This window comes from Algoriphagus sp. 4150, from assembly GCF_031457395.1.
GTDB lineage: Bacteria > Bacteroidota > Bacteroidia > Cytophagales > Cyclobacteriaceae > Algoriphagus.
Genome location: NZ_JAVDWS010000001.1, coordinates 172,225 through 194,064, shown reverse-complemented (window position 1 = coordinate 194,064; position 21,840 = coordinate 172,225). Strand labels below are relative to the sequence as shown.

Below are 21,840 nucleotides of genomic sequence, written 5' to 3'. Positions count from 1 at the left end.
AAACTTGAACTTTGCCTGAAAATTACTTCTAACCCGCGTCCTACGCGTCACCTTCCGTGCACATCGGGGTTGAATGTGGCTTTTGGGAAAAACAAAAAAGTCTCGCCAGAAGCAAGACCCTTTTCAGAATATAAACCCAAATATAACTTTAGAGATTAAAAGTTTCAGTTGAAATTAAACTAAAATTCGGAAATACAAATGATCTCGAATTTTAATTCGACTTTTTACTCCACGAACAAAATATTCAATTGAACATTTATATCGAGTCCAAAGTAAGTGGATTTTGGCTTTAATTACAAATTGAAAAAAAAATTTTGCTATATTTTGAACAATCTGTAATTTACAGGCAGATTCATTAACAATCATCCAAAATCCCTCGATAAAAATGGACAAAATTTTAGATATCGATAACATAGACTTGAAGATCATTTCGCTTCTCAATGAAGATGCAAAGACTCCGTACACCGAAATAGCCAAAAAAGTCTTTGTTTCCTCAGGCACGGTACATGTGCGTATGAAGAAATTAGAGGATATGGGCATCGTCAAAAGCGCCACTTTAAATATTGATTTTTCCAAGCTTGGCTACGACATTTCCGCTTTTCTGGGTATTTATCTTGAGAAAAGCTCCCTTTACGACACCGTTATCGAAAAACTTAAGACGATCTCCGAAGTGGTTAGTGCCTACTATACGACAGGTAATTATTCGATCTTCGCCAAGATCATTTGTAGAGACACGAACCATCTTCGATTTGTGCTAGACAATATCCAAAAGGTGGAAGGAATAGACAGAACAGAAACATTGATAGTTTTGGAAGAATCAATCAACAGACCTATCCAGTTTTTTGACAAAGAGAAATAACACAATTAAGATTAAATCTAAATAAAAGATTTACTTAATTCCTTAAAATTCAAAAGTATTGAACCTTCAATACTTTTTTTTTGTAAAGAGGGTATAGAAAGGGCGAAAAAGGCATTTTCTATCGACGAAATGCATGCCCGATAGAATTATCCAATGGCTAAAAACATGGTATTTTCATTATATGTTGTACCTTCGCCGTTAAAATGTAATTAGTCTAAATAACTCAGCAACAATGAGCAAAGACAATCAGATTTTAGAAGAACTAACATCAAAAGAATATGAACACGGATGGTCAGTGAACTATGAAGCCGATGAGGCTCCTATAGGCTTAACTGAAGACACCATTCGATGGATATCAGCCAAGAAAGAAGAACCCCTATGGCTCCTTGATTGGAGACTGAAAGCGTTCAAAACTTGGGAAGGCATGTCTGAACCTAAATGGGCGAATGTTCATTACCCGAAAATTGACCTACAGTCTTTAAAATACTATTCCGCTCCCAAGCAAGCCGGCAAACCTAAGAATTTGGATGAAGTAGATCCTGAGCTGTTGGACATCTATAAGCGCTTGGGGATTAATCTGAATGAGCAAAAGAGACTTCAGGGAATTGCAGTGGACGCAGTCCTTGACTCAGTTTCTGTAGCAACTACCTTCAAAGGAACGCTTTCCAAACTTGGAATTGTATTCTGTTCTTTCAGCGAAGCTGTAAAAGAGCATCCTGAGTTGGTGAAGAAATACTTGGGTTCAGTAGTGCCAATGACCGACAACTACTACGCTGCACTCAATTCAGCCGTATTCTCTGACGGATCATTCTGCTATATTCCAAAAGGAGTTCGCTGCCCAATGGAGCTTTCCACCTACTTCCGGATCAACGCAGCCAATACAGGCCAGTTCGAAAGAACCCTGATTGTAGCTGAAGATGAATCATACGTATCCTACCTGGAAGGATGTACTGCCCCGCAGCGAGATGAGAATCAACTGCACGCTGCAGTGGTGGAAATCTATGCCGGAGCGCATGCAGAAGTGAAATATTCCACTGTTCAGAACTGGTTCCCTGGAACTAAAGAAGGAAAAGGCGGTATTTACAATTTCGTGACCAAGCGTGGCATCTGTGCGGGTGACTTCTCCAAGATTTCTTGGACACAAGTTGAAACCGGTTCAGCCGTGACATGGAAATATCCTTCTTGTATTCTTAAGGGAGACAATTCCATCGGAGAGTTCTATTCTGTAGCGGTAACCAACAACTACCAGCAAGCAGATACAGGGACAAAAATGATTCACATTGGTAAAAACACCAAGTCGAGAATCGTATCGAAAGGTATTTCCGCCGGAAAATCACAAAATTCCTATCGTGGTCAGGTACAGGTGATGAAGCGTGCTACCAATGCACGTAACTTCTCCCAGTGTGACTCCCTCTTGATGGGAGATCGCTGTGGAGCGCATACTTTCCCATACATTGACATCAATAACCCCACTGCCAAAGTGGAGCATGAAGCGACCACTTCCAAGATCGGTGAGGATCAGCTGTTCTATTGCAATCAGCGTGGTATTGCCACGGAAGATGCAGTTGCATTGATCGTAAATGGCTACGCCAAAGAAGTATTGAATCAACTGCCGATGGAATTTGCCGTGGAAGCACAGAAGTTGTTGGCCTTGACGCTAGAGGGATCTGTAGGGTAAGTTGAGATTTGAAATTTCCGGGATGAAATTATGGCAACCATCACTCGCTTTGAAGATTTGGACATCTGGCAAAAAGCAAGAGAATATTGCAAGATTGTTTTTGCACTAACTCAAAAAAATGGTTTTCAAAATGATTTTAGCTTGAAAAATCAAATCAATGCTTCTCAGGCTCTGTCATGGATAACATAGCAGAAGGTTTTGAACGGGAAGGCACCAAAGAATTTATACAATTCTTAAGCATCGCCAAGGCTTCTGCCTGAGAATTAAAATCTCAATTGTATAGAGCTTTTGACCGAACATACATTTCAGAAGATACACTCAATACAACAATCGAAAAAAGCCTTGAAATCAGCAGATCGATTTCAGATTTATAAAATATTTAAAAGAAAGTGGGATTAGAGGAAATAAGTTTAAAAACTGAAAATCAGGTTTCCTCAATTTCAAATATCAAATGCCAAATTTCGAATTATGCTTAGTATAAAGAATTTGCACGCCTCTATCGAAGGGACTCCTATCCTAAGAGGTATCAACCTTGAAGTGAAAGCTGGAGAAGTTCATGCGATCATGGGACCAAACGGATCGGGTAAGTCTACACTTGCCTCTGTATTGGCAGGAAGAGAAGAATATGAAGTAACTGAAGGCGAGGTTTCATTTAAAGGAAAAGATCTACTCGATCTTTCTCCGGAAGACAGAGCAAGGGAAGGTGTATTTCTAGCTTTCCAATATCCGGTAGAAATCCCGGGTGTCAGCTCTACCAACTTCCTGAGAACAGCAGTGAATCAAGTAAGAGAATACCGTGGTGAAGACCCTCTTGATGCGGTGAAATTCTTGACCTTGATGAAAGAGAAAATGAAATTGGTTGAGATGGATCAGAAGCTTTTGAGTAGATCTTTGAATGAAGGCTTCTCGGGTGGAGAGAAAAAGAGAAATGAGATCTTCCAGATGGCGATGCTTGCTCCTACCCTTTCTATCTTGGATGAGACAGATTCAGGTTTGGATATCGATGCGCTTCGTATCGTATCAAGCGGCGTAAACCAGCTGAAATCCAAAGACAATGCGACCATCGTGGTCACCCACTACCAGAGATTGCTGGATTATATAGTTCCGGATTTCGTGCATGTATTGTACAAAGGACAAATCGTGAAGTCAGGCACCAAAGAGCTTGCACTAGAGCTAGAAGAAAAAGGATACGACTGGATCAAAGACGAAGTCGACTCCAGAGCTACCGTTTGATTTTCATCCTAAAACATCCGTCATGAGTACGCTTATAAAGCAAGATATACTTGTGGAATTGTTGGGTAATACAGGCAATGGCTTCGAGCAAGTCCGCGCTGCAGGAAAGGAAGCTTTCCAAGCCCAGGGATTCCCCACCAATAAATCCGAAGAGTACAAGTTCACCGCAATCACCAAGAAAATCGAGCAAAGCATCCAAAACTTTGCCCCGGCAGGAGATTTTGCGGTGACTGCTGAGCAGGTAAAGGACAATTTATTTGAAGGTTACGCAGGTGACGTGTTGGTATTTGCCAACGGGCATTATCAGCCTGAACTTTCATCTGTCATAGATGGAGTAGAAGTAACTCCCCTTTCAGAAAAAACTGATACCGCACTTGGAAGCATTGCAAAGTCCGAAAAAGATCCTTTCTGTGCCTTGAACCAGAGTTCTTTCGAAAGCGGGATTTTCATTTCCATACCTAAAAAGTCTCAAATTCAAAAACCTATTCTTCTGTTGAATTTCTTCAAAGCCAATGCCGGCCAGGTCATTCAGCCAAGGATATGGATAGAAACGGGAGATTTTACGGAGGTGACCTTTATCAATCACAGCGTCAATCTTAGCGACACACCTTATTTCGTGAATAAAGTAGTGGAAGTAAAAGGTGGTGTGAATACTCATATTCGCTATTACAAGCTGCAGAATGAAGGCAAAAATGCCATCGAAGCCAGTACCCTAGAAACAGACATTCAGAAAGACGGAAGATTCACTTCTGTGACTATTTCTTTGTCCGGCGAAATGGTCAGAAACAACTTGAGTCTAAACATCCTTGGAAGCAATTCTGAAGGAAATATGTATGGCCTGTACCTGCTCAATGGCAAGTCGCACGTGGATAATCATACCAACGTAGATCATACTGTGCCTCATGCTGAGTCCAATGAGCTTTATAAAGGGATTCTTGCCGATAGCTCCAGAGGAGTTTTCAACGGAAAAATCTTTGTAAGGCAAGATGCACAGAAAACCAACGCCTTCCAGCAAAACAATAATATCCTTCTCTCAGAAGATGCAGTGGTGAATACTAAACCGCAGCTCGAAATCTGGGCTGATGATGTGAAATGCTCTCACGGCTGTACTACGGGCCAGTTGGATGAGGAAGCATTATTTTACCTTCAGGCAAGAGGCATTGCAAAAGATCAGGCAAAGGGATTGCTGCTTTATGCTTTTGCCGGTGAAGTGCTTGAACACATTACTGATGAAAGCTTCCGTGAATACTGCACAGAATTGGTGCAGGGGCGCTTAGGAAGCAAATTCTAATAAACATTATGGGAATTGATATCGAAAAAATCAGAAGCTTATTTCCGGTACTCCATCAGGAAGTACATGGTAAGCCGTTGGTTTATTTTGACAATGCCGCTACTACACAGAAGCCACAGGCAGTACTTGATGCGCTGACGAATTACTATCAAAAAGACAATTCGAATATTCACAGGGGTGCCCATGCTTTGGCAGATCGGGCTACCCGCTATTTCGAAGACACCCGTTCAGCCATTCAGCATTTTATCAATGCATCCGAGCCTGCTGAAATAATCTTCACCAAAGGAACCACCGAGGGAATCAATCTGGTGGCTTCCACTTTTGGGAGGAAATTTGTAGGGAAAGGTGACGAGATCATTATATCTACACTGGAGCACCACTCCAATATTGTGCCTTGGCAAATGCTCTGTGAGGAAAAAGGCGCAATTCTAAAAATAATTCCGGTTAATGATGCCGGAGAGATTCTTTTCGGGGAATTCGAGCAATTGCTGTCTCCGAAAACCAAGCTGGTCAGCATTGTCCACGCTTCCAATGCCCTTGGCACCATCAATCCCGTCAAGCAAGTAACTGAGGCAGCACATGCAGTGGGAGCAAAAGTACTGCTGGACGGTGCTCAAAGTTCAAGTCACTTGAAGATTGATGTGCAGGAGTTGGATTGTGATTTCTTCGCCTTCTCAGCACACAAGCTTTATGGCCCCACAGGTCTTGGCGTGTTGTATGGAAAAAGAGAAGTTTTTGAATCTATGCCGCCTTATCAGGGTGGTGGGGAAATGATCAAGGAAGTCACATTTGAAAAGACAACCTATAATGACATCCCTTTCAAATTCGAAGCAGGGACACCCAATATTGCTGATGTAATCGCATTCAAAACTGCTATTGAGTTTATCAACGAACTCGGGAAAGATGCGATCAAAGCACATGAGGATGAATTGCTTGCCTATGCCAATGAGCAGCTGATGCAAATCAAAGGTTTCATTCCGGTCGGTACAGCAAAGGAAAAAGTCAGTGTGATTTCGTTCAACATCAACGGGATGCATCCCTACGATGTGGGAATGATGCTCGATGCGAATGGAATTGCAGTGAGGACCGGTCATCATTGCACTCAACCCCTGATGAAAAGATTCGGCTTAGAGGGAACTGTAAGGGCTTCATTTTCGGTTTATAACACGAAATCAGAAATAGATAAATTGGTGGAAGGCGTAAGCCGAATCGCCAAAATAAAAAATAAATGAGCAGTATTCAGGAAGTTCAGGATGAGATAGTTTCGGAATTTGAAATCCTTGGGGATGATAAAGAATCGACGATTTACTACATCATGGAATTGGGAGGAAGCCTAGAGAATTTTCCTGACAATGAAAGGGTTGAAGAAAATACCATCAAGGGATGTCAATCCAAAGTGTGGTTGATAGCTGATGAAAAAGATGGTAAAGTTCATTTTCAGGCTGATTCCAATACAGATATTACCAAAGGATTAATCTCACTTTTGCTGAGAGTATTGAACTATCGAAGCCCGGAAGAGATTATTAATGCGAAGCTTGATTTCGTGGAGAGAATCGGAATGGGCTCCATCATCGGCAGCCAGCGTTCGAATGGTTTTACTTCGATGATCAAACAAATCAAACTATACGCTTTGGCTATTCACACCAAGCAAAATGCCTGATAGATATGTCAACAGAAAGTAAAACGGAAACCCCGGCAGGACAGGTAGAAAACCTCAAGGAAAAGGTAATTCAAGCCATCAAATTGGTCTATGACCCTGAGATTCCTGTGGATGTATATGATCTGGGTTTGATCTATGAGATCACCGTTTATCCTGTAAACAACGTGTATGTCCTGATGACGTTGACTTCACCCAATTGTCCGTCGGCAGAATTTATCCCCTCAGAGATTAAGGATAAAATCCAGCAAATTCAGGGAATCAACAATGTGGAAATCGAATTGACATTTGATCCGCCTTATTCTCAGGATATGATGTCCGAAGCGGCAAAACTTGAATTGGGCTTTCTCTAATTAAGAACTTTAAAAACGAGTAATACTATGTATCCAGAAGAATTGATCGCTCCGATGAGAGCGGAACTTTCCAGTGTAGGATTTGAAGAGTTCAGAACTGCTGAGCAGGTTGCAACCCATCTTGGCCCAGACCATAAAGGTACTACCCTAGTTGTAGTAAATTCAGTGTGCGGCTGTGCAGCAGGAGCTGCCCGCCCGGGAGTGACTTACGCAGTAGAAAATGCGAAAGTAAAGCCGACTACCCTTGCTACGGTATTTGCCGGCAACGATAGAGAAGCAGTGGATAAAGTAAGAGAACTTTGCCTACCCTATCCCCCATCCTCTCCGGCAATGGCATTATTCAAAGATGGTGAATTGGTTCATTTCATCGAACGTCACCACATCGAAGGAAGAAATGCAAAAATGATCGGCGACCACCTAGTGGAAGTATTCGAGCACTTCTGTGCATAAAACCAGCCCTCCGGGGCTTTTTTTATTGCAAAAAACAATCAATCAGGTGTTTGTAAAAGGATATACTTTGGTTTCTAAGCACTAAGCCTGCGCTCAAGAAAAGTAGAGAGTAAAAAAAAACACTTTTCGCAGGATTATTATCCCTTTAGAGACATTCTATCGCCAATAAACAACCTGATTTTATTATCTTACGAGCCTAATTAGAGGTTTTTTAACATAAGCAATCCAAAAAAAACACATATGTCTGAATCAGCTAAGCTTTCTTTCAAAGGACAAGAATTTGAATTCCCAGTGATCACCGGCACAGAGAATGAATCCGCGATAGATATCGCAAAACTTAGAGCTTCCTCGGGACTTATCACCCTAGACCCGGGATACAAAAACACTGGAGCAACGACGAGTGCAATCACATTTTTAGATGGAGAAGAAGGAATTCTTCGATACAGAGGTTACAGAATAGAAGATCTGGCAGAGAAATCTACTTTCCTTGAAGTTTCTTACTTATTAATCTACGGAGAACTTCCTACCCAAGAGCAATACGAGAATTTCTCCAAAGAAATCACCCATCACACCCTCGTTCATGAGGACATTAAGAAAATCCTTGAAGGCTTCCCTTCCAACGCTCACCCGATGGGAGTTCTTTCTTCATTGATCTGCTCATTGACAGCGTTTTATCCTGATTCTCTGAATCCGGTGAGAAATAAAGAAGAAGTGGACATGAGTATTGTCCGCTTAATCGCTAAGATGCCGACATTCGCAGCCTGGGCATATAAAAATGAAATGGGCCATCCGGTCAATTATCCTGACAATGCACTGGATTACTGCTCAAACTTCCTGAAAATGATGTTTGCGCTTCCTGCTGAGAAATATGATGTAGATCCGGTTGTGTCTGCAGCTTTGGACAAACTCCTGATTCTTCATGCTGACCACGAGCAAAACTGTTCTACTTCCACGGTAAGAATCGTTGGTTCGTCTCAGGCAAGTATCTACGCTTCTATTTCCGCAGGTATCAACGCACTTTGGGGCCCACTTCACGGCGGTGCCAATCAGTCTGTAATCGAAATGCTGGAAGCAATCAAAGCTGATGGCGGAGATGCAAAAAAATATTTAGACAAAGCCAAAGACAAAAACGATCCTTTCAGATTGATGGGCTTCGGACACAGAGTTTACAAAAACTTCGATCCAAGGGCAAAAATCATCAAGAAGGCCGCTGATGACGTTTTGGAGAAGTTGGGTGTCAACGATCCTGTACTCGATATCGCAAAAGAACTGGAGCAGGCTGCCCTTAACGACCAATACTTCATCGACCGTCAACTCTATCCTAACGTAGATTTCTACTCAGGGATCATCTACAGAGCTCTTGGCATCCCTACAGATATGTTTACGGTGATGTTTGCACTGGGAAGACTACCGGGCTGGATAGCACAGTGGAAAGAAATGCGTGAAAACGGCGAGCCTATCGGTCGTCCAAGACAAGTATATACCGGAGAAAATGAGCGTGACTACGTATCAATGAATAAGCGATAAGCGAAATTCAACCTCCCCATAGTACAAAAATAACCGGCTGATTTTGGCCGGTTATTTTTTTTATGATTATCCGCTTTTCTACCAGTAGCGGAAGAAAGGTGTCATAATATTCAGAAAACACTAGTGGAGCCGCCACTTCGGCCTGCCTCGCTGTGGCGGATCTCCCGTCAACTAAAACAAGGGAAATATGGCTACTGGCATCATTGCGGATAATCATATTTTTTTAAAAGCCCTAATGGATAACTACACCCGGTATGGTATTAAAGTCTTAAATTGGAAACGTAAACATCTAACTAAACTTAACATGTCGACCCAAACGCTGGAAGATGCCGTGGCATTGACCAAAAAATTCACTTCGAAACCAAGCAACGAAGAGCTACTGAAGCTCTATGGTCTCTATAAGCAAGCTACTGAAGGAGATAATGAGACAGAGCGTCCGGGCGGATTTGATTTCAAAGCAGCTGCCAAATACAACGCATGGATGAATATGAAAGGCAAATCCAAGGAAGAGGCCTCAGCAGAATACATTCAGCTTGTAGACGAGCTATCAAAGAGCTATTTGTAACAGAAATAAAGGCTGTCTCCTATTCAGCTTTCTTTGTGATGAAATCACTTCTTCTTAGTACTTGGGATAGCTTCAACCCTTCTGGCAAATCTTGAAGCAATAAAACTCCCCAGAATGAGCTGCTGAATGTGGTAAAGCATTAAAGGAAGCAAAACCAATCCCAGTATCGCGGGATCCGGAAAAACAACTTTCCCGATCACCACTCCTTGAACCAAGGACTTCTTGGAGCCACAAAACAATGCAGTCACACGATCTTCCCAGCTAAAGCCCAGCATACGACACAAGCCTTCAATAACCAACCAAATCAGAAAAAAGAGCCCCAGCATAGTAGCTCCCACTTCAAGCAATACACTCATCTTATATGGAGAAAAAATGTGCTGGGAAAAGGATTCTGCAAAAGAGGTAAAAACAATGATCATGATCACCGTTTGGTCTATGTATTTGAGTGCTGATAGATGCTTTTCGATTTTCGGATAAAGCCATTTATGAAATAGAATACCCAAGATTACAGGAAGGAGCACCTTGACAGACAGTTCACCTAAAGTAGGTATGAAATCCATTTCTATATCTGCCGAATCCGACAAAATCCCCATCCAGGCGGGCGTGATTATCACACCGAGTAGACTGGAAATACTTGCATTGAATATGGCCCCCGGAATATTACCCTGCGAAATAGACACCATTACAACCGAGGCGCTCACGGTAGACGGAAGCACTGAGAGGTAAGTGATACCCAATTGGAAATCCTTGTCTATCCAACTCATAAAAGGCACTACAGCCAACACCAGCAGAGGAAATATCACAAAAGTGGCAAGCTGGATAAGTACATGCAATTTCCAATTTTTCAATCCTGCCTTCAGCTGAACGGGGTCAAGCTTGACCCCATACAGAAAGAAAACTAATCCAATTCCTACATTTATAATGGGCTTCCATGGGACAGGGGACTCTCCGGAGCCTGCAAAAGGGAATATCCAAGCCAATAAAATCGCCGCAAACAAGCCTAACAAAAAACCATTAATACCTACTTTATTGAGCGTTTTCGCTAATTTTTGAACCATCCGAATGTTAATCCTTAATCGTTAAACGTTTAAAATTGTCACAAAGAATTGCGGTCGCAATAGCCACATTCAATGATTCCGCTTGGCCAAATCCGGGAATAGTCACTTTGTCAGTCACCAATCCACCGAGCTCTTCCGAAATGCCACTTGACTCATTTCCCATCAGAATAACACCTGCAGAGATTCTCTCCAGTTGATGAACATTCTTGCCGTTGAGAAACGCACCATATACGGGAACATTCCATTGACGAAAAACCTTATCCAGATCTGCATAGAAAAAATTGACACGGGTAAATGACCCCATGCTGGATTGAATCACTTTTGGATTGTAAAAATCTGCGGTTTGTGCCGAAAACACCAGATTTTTGATACCATACCAATCAGCAATTCTAATAATTGTCCCCAGATTCCCGGGATCGCGAACATCATCAAGCCCGATGACAAATTCATTCTTGGGAAAATCAAAAGCGCTGTTGGATTTCATATGTACCACAGCTAAGGCACTATCATTGCTCTGATATTGGCCGAGGTTTTCCAATTGGTTTTGCGTCACCGAAATCACTTGGGGGCACGAGTTATCAATCAGTATTCTATTCCTTTCAAAAAAAGATTCTGTCGCAAGAAGTAACTCCACCTTGAAATCAGAGCTAAGTACTTCTAAAACACTCTTTTCACCTTCCACAAAGAACTTTTGCTCTTGCGTTCGGAATTTCTTTTGATGTAAGGATTTAATAAACTTAACTGTATTTTTGCTAAGCATTCGGATCGACTCTGCCATTTTGAAATTCTCCAAATATATACTTTTTATCGGTGTCCTCTGGGGCATGTTTGCTTGCTCAGTGAGCAAAAACTTACCTGAAGGGAAATTTGTCCTCAGAAGCAATAAGCTGAAAGGGGTGAAAAATGCAAGTCAAGCGGAAATTCAGGGATTGTTTATACAAGAACCCAATACTACCATCCCCCTTACAAATTCCTCTCTCGGGGTGAGTATTTACAGGTTGGGTCAGTTTTTTTATGACAGTGCAAAAATAAGCAACAAACTAATTTTAACTAATTCTGAACTTCAAAAAGCAAAAGATAGTCTTAACGGAAATCCTGACGAACGAAAACTGATTAAAAAACGGGACAAGCTCCAGACAAAAACCCAATACTTAGAAAAATTGTCGGAATATGGGAATTTTCTGATGCGAACAGGAAACCCTGTGACCATCCTCGACAGTACGCTCACTGAAAGAACAACCATTGAAATACGCAACTACTTGTATAACAAAGGATTTCTGGACTCCAAAGCATCCTATGAGGTGGCAGTGAAGAAGAAAAAGGCGGAAGTAATCTACACCATCGACGAAAAGGAACCCTATCTGCTGGATTCCATTTATACCAGAACTGATAATGAAGGGATAATAAGCCTCATCGAAAAAACAAAGCCTGTATCTTTTATCAAAAAAGATGACCGCTATGATCAGAGCAATTTCACGAGAGAAAGAGATCGCTTGGAAGAACTTTTCAAAAACAATGGATATTTTCTGTTCACCAAGAGTTTTATCGATTACAACCTGTACTACGATACCACTTCGAAGAAAATCCATGTGGAGCAGCGCATCCTTAAGCCTTCATTTTCAGAAAAGCATGAGGTATATAGAATCGATTCCATCACATTCAAAATCAGTCCTCCAAGCGATACTTTCATTGATGAAAAAGAGCAGAGACACTACCGAAACATTGATTTCACCTTCTATAAAGACCGCTTCTCCGCAAAACTGCTCAGTTCTAGGATTTTGTTTGATGAAGGTCAGGAATATAGTAGGCTAAACATTGTTGAAACCCAAAAACAGCTGAGTAATCTTGATCTTTTCCGATACATCAATATTTCATTTGACACGGTAGGAACCAGCCTTACCGCAAGGATTTTGACGCAACCCAATCAGAAATATCAGCTCACCAACCAGCTGGGGCTAAGTATTACCGAGCAATTGCCGGGACCGTTTTTCAGCATTGTGTTGAGAAACAGAAATTTCTTTAGAGCCGGAGAAATATTGGAATTCAATACCAGAATAGGATACGAAGGCGTTGCTTCAGCCACCGATCAGGGGGTCTATCAAAGCAAAGAATTAGGTGCTTCCGCTTCTGTGATTTTCCCAAGATTTCTAATTCCTTTCTATGGGGAGAGTTTGCGCAAATTCGGAAGGTATAATCCCAACACACGCGCCCAGCTCGGCTACAACTATACTAACCGTCCGGAATACACCAGATCAGGATTAAACGCCCTTCTTGCTTATACATGGGTAACCAGAGGAAACAGACAGCAATTCACCGTAAATGCCGCAGATATTAATTACATACGGACACCAAAAATCTCAAATGACTTCGCTCAGGTTTTACGAGACCTGGAAAATCAGGGTAACAATTTAATTTGGTCGTTTTTACCTTCTTTTATTAGCAGCATTTCTGCACAGTCGATTATTAATTTCAACAACTACGGCAATTACAATTCAACCAACAAAGCTTCTTTACTCAAGCTCTTTGTAGAAAGTGGGGGAACCACATTGAATTTTGGAAGACCTCCAAGCAATAGTGAAACGACTGATTTTGCCAGATTTCAATGGCTTAAACTTCAGGCAGATTTCAGGAGATATTATCCACTTGACCAGAAAACAACCCTAGCTTATAGAGCCAACTTCGGAATAGCTAACCCCTACGGGGTAAGTAATGGAATTTTGCCATACGAGAAATATTTCTTTGCCGGCGGAGGTACTAGTATCAGAGCTTGGCAAGCAAGGAGGCTTGGACCGGGTAGCTATACTCCGCCTGTTGGGGACAGGGGAAGATATGATTATGCCTTTGAACAGCCCGCTGAAATGATCCTGGAAACCATGCTGGAATACCGAAGGAATTTAGTGGGGTATTTCGATATGGCAGTATTTGTAGATGTGGGAAATGCTTGGGTGATAGGAGCGGACAATTCCAGACCCGGTGCGGATTTTAGATTTGACAGATTTTATAAGGAACTTGCCGTCGGAACAGGCTTGGGCTTACGGATGGATTTTAACTTTTTGGTAGTTCGTCTGGACTTGGCCACCAAAGCTGTAGATCCATCCATGCCGGAAGGTGAGCGATGGGTGCTGGATAATGTATCATTCAACCGTCTTTTTGGACTGAAAGGCCAAACTGTTCTTAACTTTGGCATAGGTTATCCATTCTAAGGCAAAAACAACCGACAATGTCACGAAAGAGTAAAGAAGAAATAGCTGAAATCTACCGTAAAATGCAGGATTATATCTGCAAAGAGCTGGAATTGGCGGATGGTAGCGGCAAATTTATAGAAGATCAATGGCAAAGGTCTGCCGGAGGGGGCGGCAGAACCAGAATTTTCCAAAATGGAAATATTATTGAAAAAGGCGGAGTTGCATTTTCGGCTGTACATGGGCCTACCCCTGACAAAATTCTTAAGAAACTAAACTTGGATAAGGCTGATTTCTTTGCAACGGGGGTATCTATCGTACTGCATCCCAAAAGCCCTATGGTACCAATTATCCACATGAACATCCGATACTTTGAGATGGACAACGGAGAACACTGGTTCGGAGGAGGAATAGATTTGACCCCTCATTATATTGACGGGAATGATGCCAGGCACTTTCATCAGGAAGTGAAAAAAGTGTGTGATCAATACGATCCCAGCTACTACGCTAAGTTTAAAGACTGGGCAGACGAGTATTTTTATATCAGACATAGAAATGAAACCCGGGGAATTGGAGGAATTTTCTATGATAGACTACAAGCCAAAGACGACCAGGAGTTCGAAAACATTCTTCAATTCAGTTTATCTTTAGGACGCTTGTTTCCTGACGTTTACGGGTATTTTATGAAGAAAAACTCCCTAGCTCCGTATGGCGAAAAGGAGAAGTCCTGGCAAAGTCTTAGAAGAGGCCGATATGTGGAATTCAACTTGGTATGGGATGCAGGGACAAAATTCGGTTTGGATACAAATGGCCGTACGGAAAGCATTCTGATGAGCATGCCTCCGATGGCAGAGTGGGAATACATGCATGAACCGGAAGTAGGGTCCAAAGAAGAATATACCCAAGAGCACCTCAAAAAAGGGATTGACTGGTTATCTTTTGTAAAATGATCGAACAAATCAAAACTTGGGATGAGGAATTATTCCTCTGGCTAAACTCCTTCCATACTGATTTACTGGATGTGATCACTTTTCAATTGTCTCAAACCTTTGTTTGGATCCCGTTTTATATCATCTTGATTTTTTTTATATACAAAGCGGATCCCAAAGGTTGCTGGTGGGTATTTGGTGGCATAGCCTTGACCATTCTTATCTCCGATCAGGTGGCATCTGCGGTGATGAAACCTTTTTTTGAAAGACTACGCCCCTGTCATGATGAGCGATGGGATGGAATAATCCACAATTATGGTCGATGTGGCGGTCTGTTTGGATTTGCTTCCTCTCATGCTGCCAACACGTTTGGTTTGGCACTTTTCTTAAATCTCAAAATGAAAGGGCAGCTGCGGTTTCTGCCATGGCTGTTTGTGTGGGCAGCAGTGATTTCCTACACTAGAATATATCTGGGAGTCCACTACCCTATGGATATTCTGGCGGGTGCAGTTGTAGGGCTTCTTGCGGCACTTCTATCTTGGATTTTGGTGGTTTTTATAAAGAGAGAAATTCTCAAGTTACTACTGAAATAGGGCTTGGGCTAGCGAATTTCATCGCAGAAATATCCACGATAACTCTGATGCACTCAACACGGATTTAGGTGGTTTCTACATGGATGCAGGTTATTGGCATCCATCCGAGGCCCCCATATGATTCGGGTTAGGTATTTCTGGAGCAGAGAAGCCTTTTGCTTAGGAAAGGAGCTACACAAGCGCATTGGATACACCGTCTGCCTCTGACCAAAAAAGTCCTCTATCCCAAAATTAACCTAACTTTCAGAACCATGTTGGGCTAATCCTCCAACTCCTCACAGAAAAACCCTTCCAGTTCTATAAGCTCGATAATTTCATCGGCAGCAACATGGGGGGCATTCACACGAAGGATGTGGTCACAGTCCTCCAGATCAAAATTCCAATCACCATGATCCTGAACCAAACTATCGAGTACAGGAGCCAGACCGGCCACTTGATTTTCTTTTTCTACTGTAGTTTTAAAAACCCAAACCATAACATCTTACTTATTAAAAATAATTGGACAAACAAATAAAGTTACATTCCCCATACGGGCAAATGCGTCAAATCGCTACAGTCACCCCTCAAATTTCATTGAAAAGCCCCATTCTTTTGTTCCAATAGCGGATACACACTGCCATTAGGGAGGCCGTTAGAATGACAAAGCAATCACATACTTCAAGCACAAAGAAAAAAAACAAGAGTGACAACCCTATGTCAGCAGGTTGGTAGTCTTTTTCAATCTTTCCCATTTTTGCCGGAAGCGATCTTCCACTTTATCGTTAAACCTTTCTGGATACACCAAGTCGACATATTCAGCAAACATGGTAAACCAAAGGACAAAATCATGCTCATACGGCAGCGTTAAAGTCATTCCCACTTTGTCTTCCATATCGGATTGTAACACAAAGCCATAATTACATTTTTCATTTCCAAAAAGGGATCCAGGATTTTTATCCATCTGCTACCGTACCTTTTTACTTTCTCGACCAGCTTTGTCATCACTATATTTTTAGACATCACGCAAAGAATATAGACGTAGTCTTCTACCCTATTGATGACAATGGAGATTGAATTATTAGTCTTCTTTTTATTTATCTTTTACCATAGATTTTTAAAAGCGATTTTCCTGTTTCCTGCATTACTTATAACCTCTTGTAAAAAAGATATACATCAAGCGAACTATGGTTTTAATTCACTGAAAGCAATCTTTTAAAAGTGTGTTTTATGTTTTATTTATGTCATTTATACATTTTTTTATTAGCTTACTGAGTGGTGTAACAAATCACATTAATAAACCCTGCCCAAATGACCGAAGTAAACCGCTTGGTGGAAGTTCCTGACCAAAGGAACTTATCTGTTCTAAAAGACCAGGACATCCCTCACCAGGAGTGCCTTTGGGATGCATTCAGGTCTGGCTGTGAATCCAGCTTCATCCGCATATATGAAATTTATGTATCTGACTTATTTGATTATGGGTGTAAGTTTTCCGATGATGAGGAATTGGTAAAGGATGCCATTCAAGACCTATTCGTAGAAATCCGGACCAACCGTCAAAAATTAGGCAAAACAGGTTCCATAAAATTCTATTTGTTTAAAGCCTTGAGAAGAAAAGTAGTCCGTGAAAAGAACACCTTGCTTCACAAAATAATCCCATTAGATCAAATCACCCATTTTGAGTTAACTTTTTCCCACGAACAAATTTTGATCAACCAACAGATCAAAGAAGAACAGGTTAAACAACTAAACATCGCACTCAAAAAATTGACAACACGGCAAAGAGAAATGGTCTATTATTATTTTTTTGAGGATTTGAGCTATGAGCAGATCAAAGAAATTATGGGATTTTCCAGCCTAAAAGCTACCAGAACCCTATTATACCGCACCATTGATTTTCTAAAGTCTACGCTCACCAAAAAATAATTTGAAAATTTTCTGATTTTCGTGATGGTTTTTTTGAGGTTTCTTCCTGTTATATATGGAGAAATACAAAAAAATCCATGAAAGACCAGGTTGGTGAACTTTTAAAGAATAAAGAATTTGTACGTTGGGTCAAAAAGCCTGATGAACATACGGACCGTTACTGGCAAAAATGGTTGGATGCTCACCCTGACAAGCGTGAGGATTTTTTCGCCGCAAGGGAAATGGTGCTGGGCATCCAAATTACCCGTAATGAACTTCCTGACTTGGAAAAAGAGAAAATACTTTTAGAGATTTTCCGAAAAGAAAGCCAACCAACTGATAAAGAAAAAAACAAACAGGCTTACACATTATCTCCATGGGGCAATCATTTTGCTTTTGGGGCAAAGGTAGCGGCTGTCTTTTTACTTGGATTTTTTTTGTTTCTCGGATTGCCCCAACCTCCTTTTTCACCGAAAGAAAGCACTAAGGAAGAAGCACCTATTACTACCATTCAAAAACAGACCCTGAGAGGTCAAAAAAGTAAATTTAAACTTCCAGACGGCACCTTGGTTTGGCTCAATTCAGACAGCAAACTGGAATTCACTTCAAACTTTTCCGATTCACTGAGAAAAGTACATCTTATAGGCGAGGCTTATTTTGACGTAGCCAAAGACCCCGAACGCCCTTTTCAGGTAATTACCGGTAGCCTATCGACTACCGCATTAGGAACCGCTTTTAACATCAATACCTTCCACAAAGACCGGTTAAATGTGGCACTTGTTCACGGTAAAGTAAAAGTGGAAAACAAAGACACCCAGGAAAAGATCCTGCTTTCACCCGGACAAAGACTCCAATACATCAAAACTAAACAGAAAACTCTGGTAGACGAATTTGAAGGAGATTGGGTAACCGGTTGGAAAGACGGAATTCTACACTTCAAGGAAGCTCCTTATTTAGAAGTCATCGAAGAACTGGAAAGGTGGTATGGAGTGAATATCCAAACAACAGGAAGTCCGACACAATCCTGGAATCTCACCGGAAGGTACAATAATGAGAGTTTGAAAATGGTGCTCGATCGCATGTCCTACGTAGAAAGGTTTGAATATGAGATTAATGAAAAAAAAATACGAATCAAATTTTAACCCAAATAACCATGAAAATTAACAGCTCATAAAAAAACCATCCGCCACAGCGGATGGCCAAGTCAAAAGGGGTAGTATGAATGCAAGTACATTGGGGAATGGACGCATCCTCTACCCTGTTTTCTGAACTTTACTAAACTCAAAATTATGAATTTAAAATTACAAAGGACAATCTATATGTTGTCGAAGTATTTCCTATATGGATTGTTTACCCAAATGATGTTTATCTCTTTGGTAACCGCCGGAGAGGTAAATGCGCAGTTGAAGTCCATCGATGAGGTGTCCATCAACCTGGACAGCAAGGAAATGACCCTGAAACATTTCATTTCCACGGTGGAAAAACTAACTAGTTTTAACTTTTCTTATGACAAAAGGCATGTAGACCGCAATGAGGTTTACCGCTTCTCGTCTTCTCATAACACCATTGAGGCCCATTTAAGGGAAATTGTCTATCAGTCAAACCTTAGCTTCAAGCAGGTCAATCATAATATAGACATCAGCCAATCACCTTCAAAAACGCAACAACAGGTGGTGATCTCTGAAGAAGTGATCATAACAGGAAAAGTCACGGATACCGACGGTGAACCCATTCCGGGAGTTGTCGTAAGCATCCAGGGAATTTCCTCAGGCACGGTAACTGATATTGACGGTAATTATTCAATAGAAGTAGCCGAAGGAGCCACCTTGGTATTTTCATTTATCGGATATGAATCCACCACTGTGACAGTGGGCAACCAAACTGTCATTGATGTCCAATTGGATGAAAATCTTTTAGCATTGGAAGAAGTAGTGGTAATTGGTTATGGTACCCAAAAGAAGGGAGATGTTACCGGTTCAGTAGCTTCTGTAAAAGCGGAAGATTTTGTCCAGGCACCGGTTAAGGATGTGGGACAGTTGATTCAAGGTAAAGTGGCAGGATTGACCATTGGATCCACCAGTGGGGATCCTACAAGTGGGGTGCAGGTATCGCTTAGGGGCAATACAACTATTTTAGGAGCCAGTTCGTCTCCTTTGATTTTAATAGATGGGATTCCCGGTGACTTTCGGACAGTTGCTCCCGAGGATATAGAATCTATTGATGTACTTAAAGATGGTTCCGCAGCGGCGATTTATGGTGTACGCGGGAACAACGGGGTGATATTGATCACCACCAAAGGTTTTGATAAGAATCAGATCAATTCTGTCGAATACAGTGTACAAATGAGTACAGATCAGGTTTACCGACAACTGGATATGCTTACGGCAGCTGATTATAGAAAGCAAATAGCAGATGGGACACGGGATGCGAGTTGGGATAACGGTTCTGATACCGACTGGTTTAAAGAAGGAACAAGGAGCCCCTTTTCGCAAATTCATAACCTGACCTATCGTGGAGGCAAAGCGCAAACCAGTTACCTCATTAATCTCAACTATCGCGATATGGAAGGCATCATGCTTAAATCTGACAACAAAACCTTTAGTGGCCGTGTCGACATCAAGCACAAAATGCTTAATGATAAGCTGGTGTTTAATATAGGTATACTGGGAAGACAAAATTCATTCACTACCACAGGAGATAATACCAGTTTTAGTGGTTGGACTTACCGCCAAATGACTATTCAGAACCCCACTTCTCCAATCAAAACGGAGGATGGCAGATGGTTTCAGGAAGGGATCTTTGACTATGAAAACCCCTTGTCGAGATTATATGAAAGCGATGGTCGTAAGAGAAGCCAATTTACCAGGTATAATAGTACTATAGAATATATGCCTTTGGACGGACTAAGCTTAAAAGCGATGTTTGCCTATGATAAGTTCAATGATGCCCGGGGTTACTCTGAGACCAAGAACCATATCAGCAATATACGGGATGGACGTAACGGTTATGCTTCAATAGGCAACAGAGATGCTGCTAATAAATATACTGAGCTTACTGCCAATTATTCAAAAGGATTCGGTGGACATGAATTTTCCGTACTCGGAGGATATGGTTATCAAGAAAACGAGTGGTTTGATATGTCGATGAGTAACTTTGACTTTCCTACGGATCAAGTGGGTTATGCAGATATTGGAGCAGGAAAAGCCCTTGCTGATGGATTAGCCAGCCAGAGCAGCTCCAGAGGAAAAACCAACCTGATCAGTTTTTTCGGCAGAGTCAATTACACCTACAAAGATAAATATTTGCTTTTAGCCAGTGTACGCCGTGAAGCAGCAAGCCAATTGTATGGTGCCGAAAAACCATGGGGAACTTTCCCTGCTTTATCATTGGGGTGGAGAGTACATGAAGAAGGCTTTATGGATAATATCAGTGCTGTCAATAACTTGAAGCTAAGGGCAGGGTACGGGGTCACCGGAAACGCTCCGGCCGATCTTTTTTTAGGTGTTGCTACACTAGGTTTCGCAGAATATTACTTGGTCAATGGTGTCTGGGTACGTTCTTTGGTTCCAACTAGGAACCCAAATCCATATTTGAAATGGGAGGAAAAGAAGGAATTTAACGTAGGTGTTGATTTTGAATTGTTTAATAACAGAGTGTATGGCACAGTGGATTATTATGTAAGACGAATTGATGGATTATTGTACGACTACCAGGTGCCTAGTCCTCCCAATATTTATCCGTCTACAAGAGCGAATGTTGGTATGATGGAAAACAAGGGGATTGAAGTCAGCCTGTCTATAGAACCGGTAAAAACAAAAGATGTAAATTGGACTACACAGTTATTATACTCCACTAATACCAACAAACTTGTAAGCTTATCGAATGATTTGTACAAATTAGAGACGAACTATTTTCCGACAGGACATACCGGAGTCCCCATCCAAACACATACGCACCTTGTAGAAATAGGAGGTGAAATCGGTAATTTTCACGGTTACAAGGTAGCAGATATATCGGATGATGGCTATTGGATTTACAAAAACAGTGTAGGAGAAGAGGTGGCGTACGGCGATTTTAACAGAAGTTTCGATGAAAAGCAAATAATAGGAAATGGTATTCCTGATTTCCATGCCGGCTGGAACAACACCGTTCACTATAAGAATTTTGATTTTGGCGTGACCATGCGCGGTTCCTTTAAGTTTCAAATTATCAACTTTCAAAGGATGTATTATGAGAACCCGGGAGATGAGCGGTACAACCGCTTGAAGTCTGCCTATACGCCTGTATTTGGGAAGACCGTATTAAATGAAAATGTCCCGTTGGAATTTAACGATTACTATGTGGAAGATGGGGACTTCGTAAAGATCGATAATATTACTTTTGGGTATAATGTCAACCAGCTTAAATCGAAGCATATCCACTCCATGAGATTTCATGTTTCTACACTTAACACCTTCATTATCACCAAATATAAAGGTATAGACCCTGAGGTAAATTGGAACGGTTTGTCTCCAGGCATTGATGATAGGGATAAGTATCCAACTACCCGAACATTTACAATTGGAGCTAGTATAAAATTCTAAA

22 protein-coding genes and 1 pseudogene are annotated in these 21,840 nt (G+C 41.4%); 18 read left to right on the top strand and 5 right to left on the bottom strand.

Translation table 11 applies throughout. The annotated features are described in order from the left end of the window. Nucleotides 1–385: 385 nt before the first annotated feature. The 11 genes and pseudogenes from J2X69_RS00810 (at nucleotide 386) to J2X69_RS00765 (ending at nucleotide 9,048) form a co-directional block, all read left to right on the top strand. Nucleotides 386–859, top strand: a complete 474-nt coding sequence (locus J2X69_RS00810) for an Lrp/AsnC ligand binding domain-containing protein (RefSeq protein ID WP_057935770.1) — start codon at nucleotides 386–388, stop codon at nucleotides 857–859. A 232-nt stretch (nucleotides 860–1,091) separates the two neighbouring features. Then, nucleotides 1,092–2,537: a Fe-S cluster assembly protein SufB gene (sufB, locus tag J2X69_RS00805; protein WP_310096904.1), complete on the top strand. Its 1,446-nt coding sequence runs from the start codon at nucleotides 1,092–1,094 to the stop codon at nucleotides 2,535–2,537. Between the two features lie 30 nt (nucleotides 2,538–2,567). After that, a pseudogene (locus tag J2X69_RS00800) lies at nucleotides 2,568–2,734 on the top strand (four helix bundle protein); the annotation flags it as partial. Beyond that, nucleotides 2,714–2,797, top strand: coding sequence for a four helix bundle protein (locus tag J2X69_RS24800; protein WP_409014381.1), 84 nt, complete (start codon nucleotides 2,714–2,716; stop codon nucleotides 2,795–2,797). The pseudogene J2X69_RS00800 and the gene J2X69_RS24800, both read left to right, overlap by 21 nt. Nucleotides 2,798–3,005: 208 nt before the next feature. Continuing rightward, nucleotides 3,006–3,770, top strand: coding sequence for a Fe-S cluster assembly ATPase SufC (sufC, locus tag J2X69_RS00795; protein WP_310096901.1), 765 nt, complete (start codon nucleotides 3,006–3,008; stop codon nucleotides 3,768–3,770). Nucleotides 3,771–3,792: 22 nt separating this feature from the next. Next, the gene (gene sufD / locus J2X69_RS00790; protein ID WP_310096898.1) at nucleotides 3,793–5,061 is read left to right on the top strand and encodes a Fe-S cluster assembly protein SufD; all 1,269 of its coding nucleotides are present in this window, start codon (nucleotides 3,793–3,795) and stop codon (nucleotides 5,059–5,061) included. 8 nt (nucleotides 5,062–5,069) lie between these two features. Further along, a complete protein-coding gene (locus J2X69_RS00785; RefSeq protein ID WP_310096895.1) occupies nucleotides 5,070–6,293 on the top strand; it encodes a cysteine desulfurase in 1,224 nt (407 codons plus the stop codon). Further along, nucleotides 6,290–6,721 carry a SufE family protein gene (locus J2X69_RS00780; protein ID WP_310096892.1) on the top strand — a complete coding sequence of 144 codons (432 nt, stop codon included), beginning with the start codon at nucleotides 6,290–6,292 and terminating at the stop codon, nucleotides 6,719–6,721. The genes J2X69_RS00785 and J2X69_RS00780 overlap by 4 nt, the downstream gene beginning before the upstream one ends. A 5-nt stretch (nucleotides 6,722–6,726) precedes the next feature. Next, a complete protein-coding gene (locus tag J2X69_RS00775) occupies nucleotides 6,727–7,071 on the top strand; it encodes an iron-sulfur cluster assembly protein (protein WP_310096889.1) in 345 nt (114 codons plus the stop codon). A gap of 27 nt (nucleotides 7,072–7,098) precedes the next feature. Further along, nucleotides 7,099–7,521, top strand: coding sequence for a BrxA/BrxB family bacilliredoxin (locus tag J2X69_RS00770; protein WP_310096885.1), 423 nt, complete (start codon nucleotides 7,099–7,101; stop codon nucleotides 7,519–7,521). 240 nt (nucleotides 7,522–7,761) lie between these two features. Then, a complete protein-coding gene (locus J2X69_RS00765) occupies nucleotides 7,762–9,048 on the top strand; it encodes a citrate synthase (protein WP_310096881.1) in 1,287 nt (428 codons plus the stop codon). A gap of 7 nt (nucleotides 9,049–9,055) precedes the next feature. On the opposite strand, the gene J2X69_RS00760 is transcribed toward J2X69_RS00765, so the two are convergent. Beyond that, nucleotides 9,056–9,265 (bottom strand): hypothetical protein, encoded by a 210-nt coding sequence (locus tag J2X69_RS00760; RefSeq protein ID WP_310096878.1) that lies wholly within the window; start codon nucleotides 9,263–9,265, stop codon nucleotides 9,056–9,058. 87 nt (nucleotides 9,266–9,352) lie between these two features. On the opposite strand from J2X69_RS00760, the gene J2X69_RS00755 reads away from it, so the two are divergent. Next, nucleotides 9,353–9,613: an acyl-CoA-binding protein gene (locus tag J2X69_RS00755; RefSeq protein WP_310096875.1), complete on the top strand. Its 261-nt coding sequence runs from the start codon at nucleotides 9,353–9,355 to the stop codon at nucleotides 9,611–9,613. Nucleotides 9,614–9,657: 44 nt separating this feature from the next. Here the strand turns inward: J2X69_RS00755 and J2X69_RS00750 are convergent, their stop codons facing one another. Both J2X69_RS00750 and J2X69_RS00745 read right to left on the bottom strand, forming a co-directional pair. Then, nucleotides 9,658–10,671, bottom strand: a complete 1,014-nt coding sequence (locus J2X69_RS00750) for a bile acid:sodium symporter family protein (RefSeq protein WP_310096872.1) — start codon at nucleotides 10,669–10,671, stop codon at nucleotides 9,658–9,660. A gap of 7 nt (nucleotides 10,672–10,678) precedes the next feature. Next, nucleotides 10,679–11,431 carry an RNA methyltransferase gene (locus J2X69_RS00745; protein ID WP_310098431.1) on the bottom strand — a complete coding sequence of 251 codons (753 nt, stop codon included), beginning with the start codon at nucleotides 11,429–11,431 and terminating at the stop codon, nucleotides 10,679–10,681. A 19-nt stretch (nucleotides 11,432–11,450) separates the two neighbouring features. On the opposite strand from J2X69_RS00745, the gene J2X69_RS00740 reads away from it, so the two are divergent. Genes J2X69_RS00740 through J2X69_RS00730 form a run of 3 tightly spaced genes read left to right on the top strand, consistent with a single transcriptional unit; the run spans nucleotide 11,451 to nucleotide 15,375 of the window. Continuing rightward, nucleotides 11,451–13,874: a BamA/TamA family outer membrane protein gene (locus tag J2X69_RS00740; RefSeq protein WP_310096869.1), complete on the top strand. Its 2,424-nt coding sequence runs from the start codon at nucleotides 11,451–11,453 to the stop codon at nucleotides 13,872–13,874. Between the two features lie 17 nt (nucleotides 13,875–13,891). Continuing rightward, on the top strand, nucleotides 13,892–14,803 hold the full coding sequence (gene hemF, locus J2X69_RS00735) for an oxygen-dependent coproporphyrinogen oxidase (RefSeq protein ID WP_310096866.1): 912 nt from the start codon (nucleotides 13,892–13,894) through the stop codon (nucleotides 14,801–14,803). Beyond that, complete coding sequence (locus J2X69_RS00730; protein ID WP_310096863.1) at nucleotides 14,800–15,375, top strand: phosphatase PAP2 family protein; 576 nt, start codon at nucleotides 14,800–14,802, stop codon at nucleotides 15,373–15,375. Before hemF ends, J2X69_RS00730 begins: the two co-directional genes overlap by 4 nt. A gap of 259 nt (nucleotides 15,376–15,634) precedes the next feature. Here J2X69_RS00730 and J2X69_RS00725 read toward each other — a convergent pair whose 3' ends face one another. Together J2X69_RS00725 and J2X69_RS00720 are read right to left on the bottom strand one after the other, a co-directional pair. Continuing rightward, nucleotides 15,635–15,850: a hypothetical protein gene (locus J2X69_RS00725; protein ID WP_310096860.1), complete on the bottom strand. Its 216-nt coding sequence runs from the start codon at nucleotides 15,848–15,850 to the stop codon at nucleotides 15,635–15,637. Between the two features lie 216 nt (nucleotides 15,851–16,066). Next, complete coding sequence (locus J2X69_RS00720) at nucleotides 16,067–16,315, bottom strand: hypothetical protein (RefSeq protein WP_310096857.1); 249 nt, start codon at nucleotides 16,313–16,315, stop codon at nucleotides 16,067–16,069. A 347-nt stretch (nucleotides 16,316–16,662) separates the two neighbouring features. On the opposite strand from J2X69_RS00720, the gene J2X69_RS00715 reads away from it, so the two are divergent. From J2X69_RS00715 to J2X69_RS00705, 3 genes are all read left to right on the top strand, one after another. Further along, nucleotides 16,663–17,277, top strand: a complete 615-nt coding sequence (locus J2X69_RS00715) for a sigma-70 family RNA polymerase sigma factor (RefSeq protein WP_310096854.1) — start codon at nucleotides 16,663–16,665, stop codon at nucleotides 17,275–17,277. A 77-nt stretch (nucleotides 17,278–17,354) separates the two neighbouring features. After that, nucleotides 17,355–18,398 carry a FecR domain-containing protein gene (locus J2X69_RS00710; protein WP_310096852.1) on the top strand — a complete coding sequence of 348 codons (1,044 nt, stop codon included), beginning with the start codon at nucleotides 17,355–17,357 and terminating at the stop codon, nucleotides 18,396–18,398. A 147-nt stretch (nucleotides 18,399–18,545) separates the two neighbouring features. Continuing rightward, entirely contained in the window at nucleotides 18,546–21,839 is a 3,294-nt protein-coding gene (locus J2X69_RS00705; protein ID WP_310096848.1) for a SusC/RagA family TonB-linked outer membrane protein, read from the top strand. The last annotated feature ends 1 nt before the right edge of the window (nucleotide 21,840 follow it).

Coding starts and splice junctions, on each gene's coding strand:
- J2X69_RS00730 (WP_310096863.1), top strand. CDS start 14,800: ATGATCGAACAAATCAAAACTTGGGATGAGGAATTATTCCTCTGGCTA.
- J2X69_RS00715 (WP_310096854.1), top strand. CDS start 16,663: ATGACCGAAGTAAACCGCTTGGTGGAAGTTCCTGACCAAAGGAACTTA.
- J2X69_RS00780 (WP_310096892.1), top strand. CDS start 6,290: ATGAGCAGTATTCAGGAAGTTCAGGATGAGATAGTTTCGGAATTTGAA.
- J2X69_RS00785 (WP_310096895.1), top strand. CDS start 5,070: ATGGGAATTGATATCGAAAAAATCAGAAGCTTATTTCCGGTACTCCAT.
- J2X69_RS00770 (WP_310096885.1), top strand. CDS start 7,099: ATGTATCCAGAAGAATTGATCGCTCCGATGAGAGCGGAACTTTCCAGT.
- J2X69_RS00810 (WP_057935770.1), top strand. CDS start 386: ATGGACAAAATTTTAGATATCGATAACATAGACTTGAAGATCATTTCG.
- J2X69_RS00755 (WP_310096875.1), top strand. CDS start 9,353: ATGTCGACCCAAACGCTGGAAGATGCCGTGGCATTGACCAAAAAATTC.
- J2X69_RS00705 (WP_310096848.1), top strand. CDS start 18,546: ATGAATTTAAAATTACAAAGGACAATCTATATGTTGTCGAAGTATTTC.
- J2X69_RS24800 (WP_409014381.1), top strand. CDS start 2,714: ATGGATAACATAGCAGAAGGTTTTGAACGGGAAGGCACCAAAGAATTT.
- J2X69_RS00720 (WP_310096857.1), bottom strand. CDS start 16,315: ATGGATAAAAATCCTGGATCCCTTTTTGGAAATGAAAAATGTAATTAT.
- hemF (WP_310096866.1), top strand. CDS start 13,892: ATGTCACGAAAGAGTAAAGAAGAAATAGCTGAAATCTACCGTAAAATG.
- J2X69_RS00745 (WP_310098431.1), bottom strand. CDS start 11,431: ATGCTTAGCAAAAATACAGTTAAGTTTATTAAATCCTTACATCAAAAG.
- J2X69_RS00710 (WP_310096852.1), top strand. CDS start 17,355: ATGAAAGACCAGGTTGGTGAACTTTTAAAGAATAAAGAATTTGTACGT.
- J2X69_RS00725 (WP_310096860.1), bottom strand. CDS start 15,850: ATGGTTTGGGTTTTTAAAACTACAGTAGAAAAAGAAAATCAAGTGGCC.
- sufD (WP_310096898.1), top strand. CDS start 3,793: ATGAGTACGCTTATAAAGCAAGATATACTTGTGGAATTGTTGGGTAAT.
- J2X69_RS00750 (WP_310096872.1), bottom strand. CDS start 10,671: ATGGTTCAAAAATTAGCGAAAACGCTCAATAAAGTAGGTATTAATGGT.
- J2X69_RS00760 (WP_310096878.1), bottom strand. CDS start 9,265: ATGATTATCCGCAATGATGCCAGTAGCCATATTTCCCTTGTTTTAGTT.
- sufC (WP_310096901.1), top strand. CDS start 3,006: ATGCTTAGTATAAAGAATTTGCACGCCTCTATCGAAGGGACTCCTATC.
- J2X69_RS00775 (WP_310096889.1), top strand. CDS start 6,727: ATGTCAACAGAAAGTAAAACGGAAACCCCGGCAGGACAGGTAGAAAAC.
- sufB (WP_310096904.1), top strand. CDS start 1,092: ATGAGCAAAGACAATCAGATTTTAGAAGAACTAACATCAAAAGAATAT.
- J2X69_RS00765 (WP_310096881.1), top strand. CDS start 7,762: ATGTCTGAATCAGCTAAGCTTTCTTTCAAAGGACAAGAATTTGAATTC.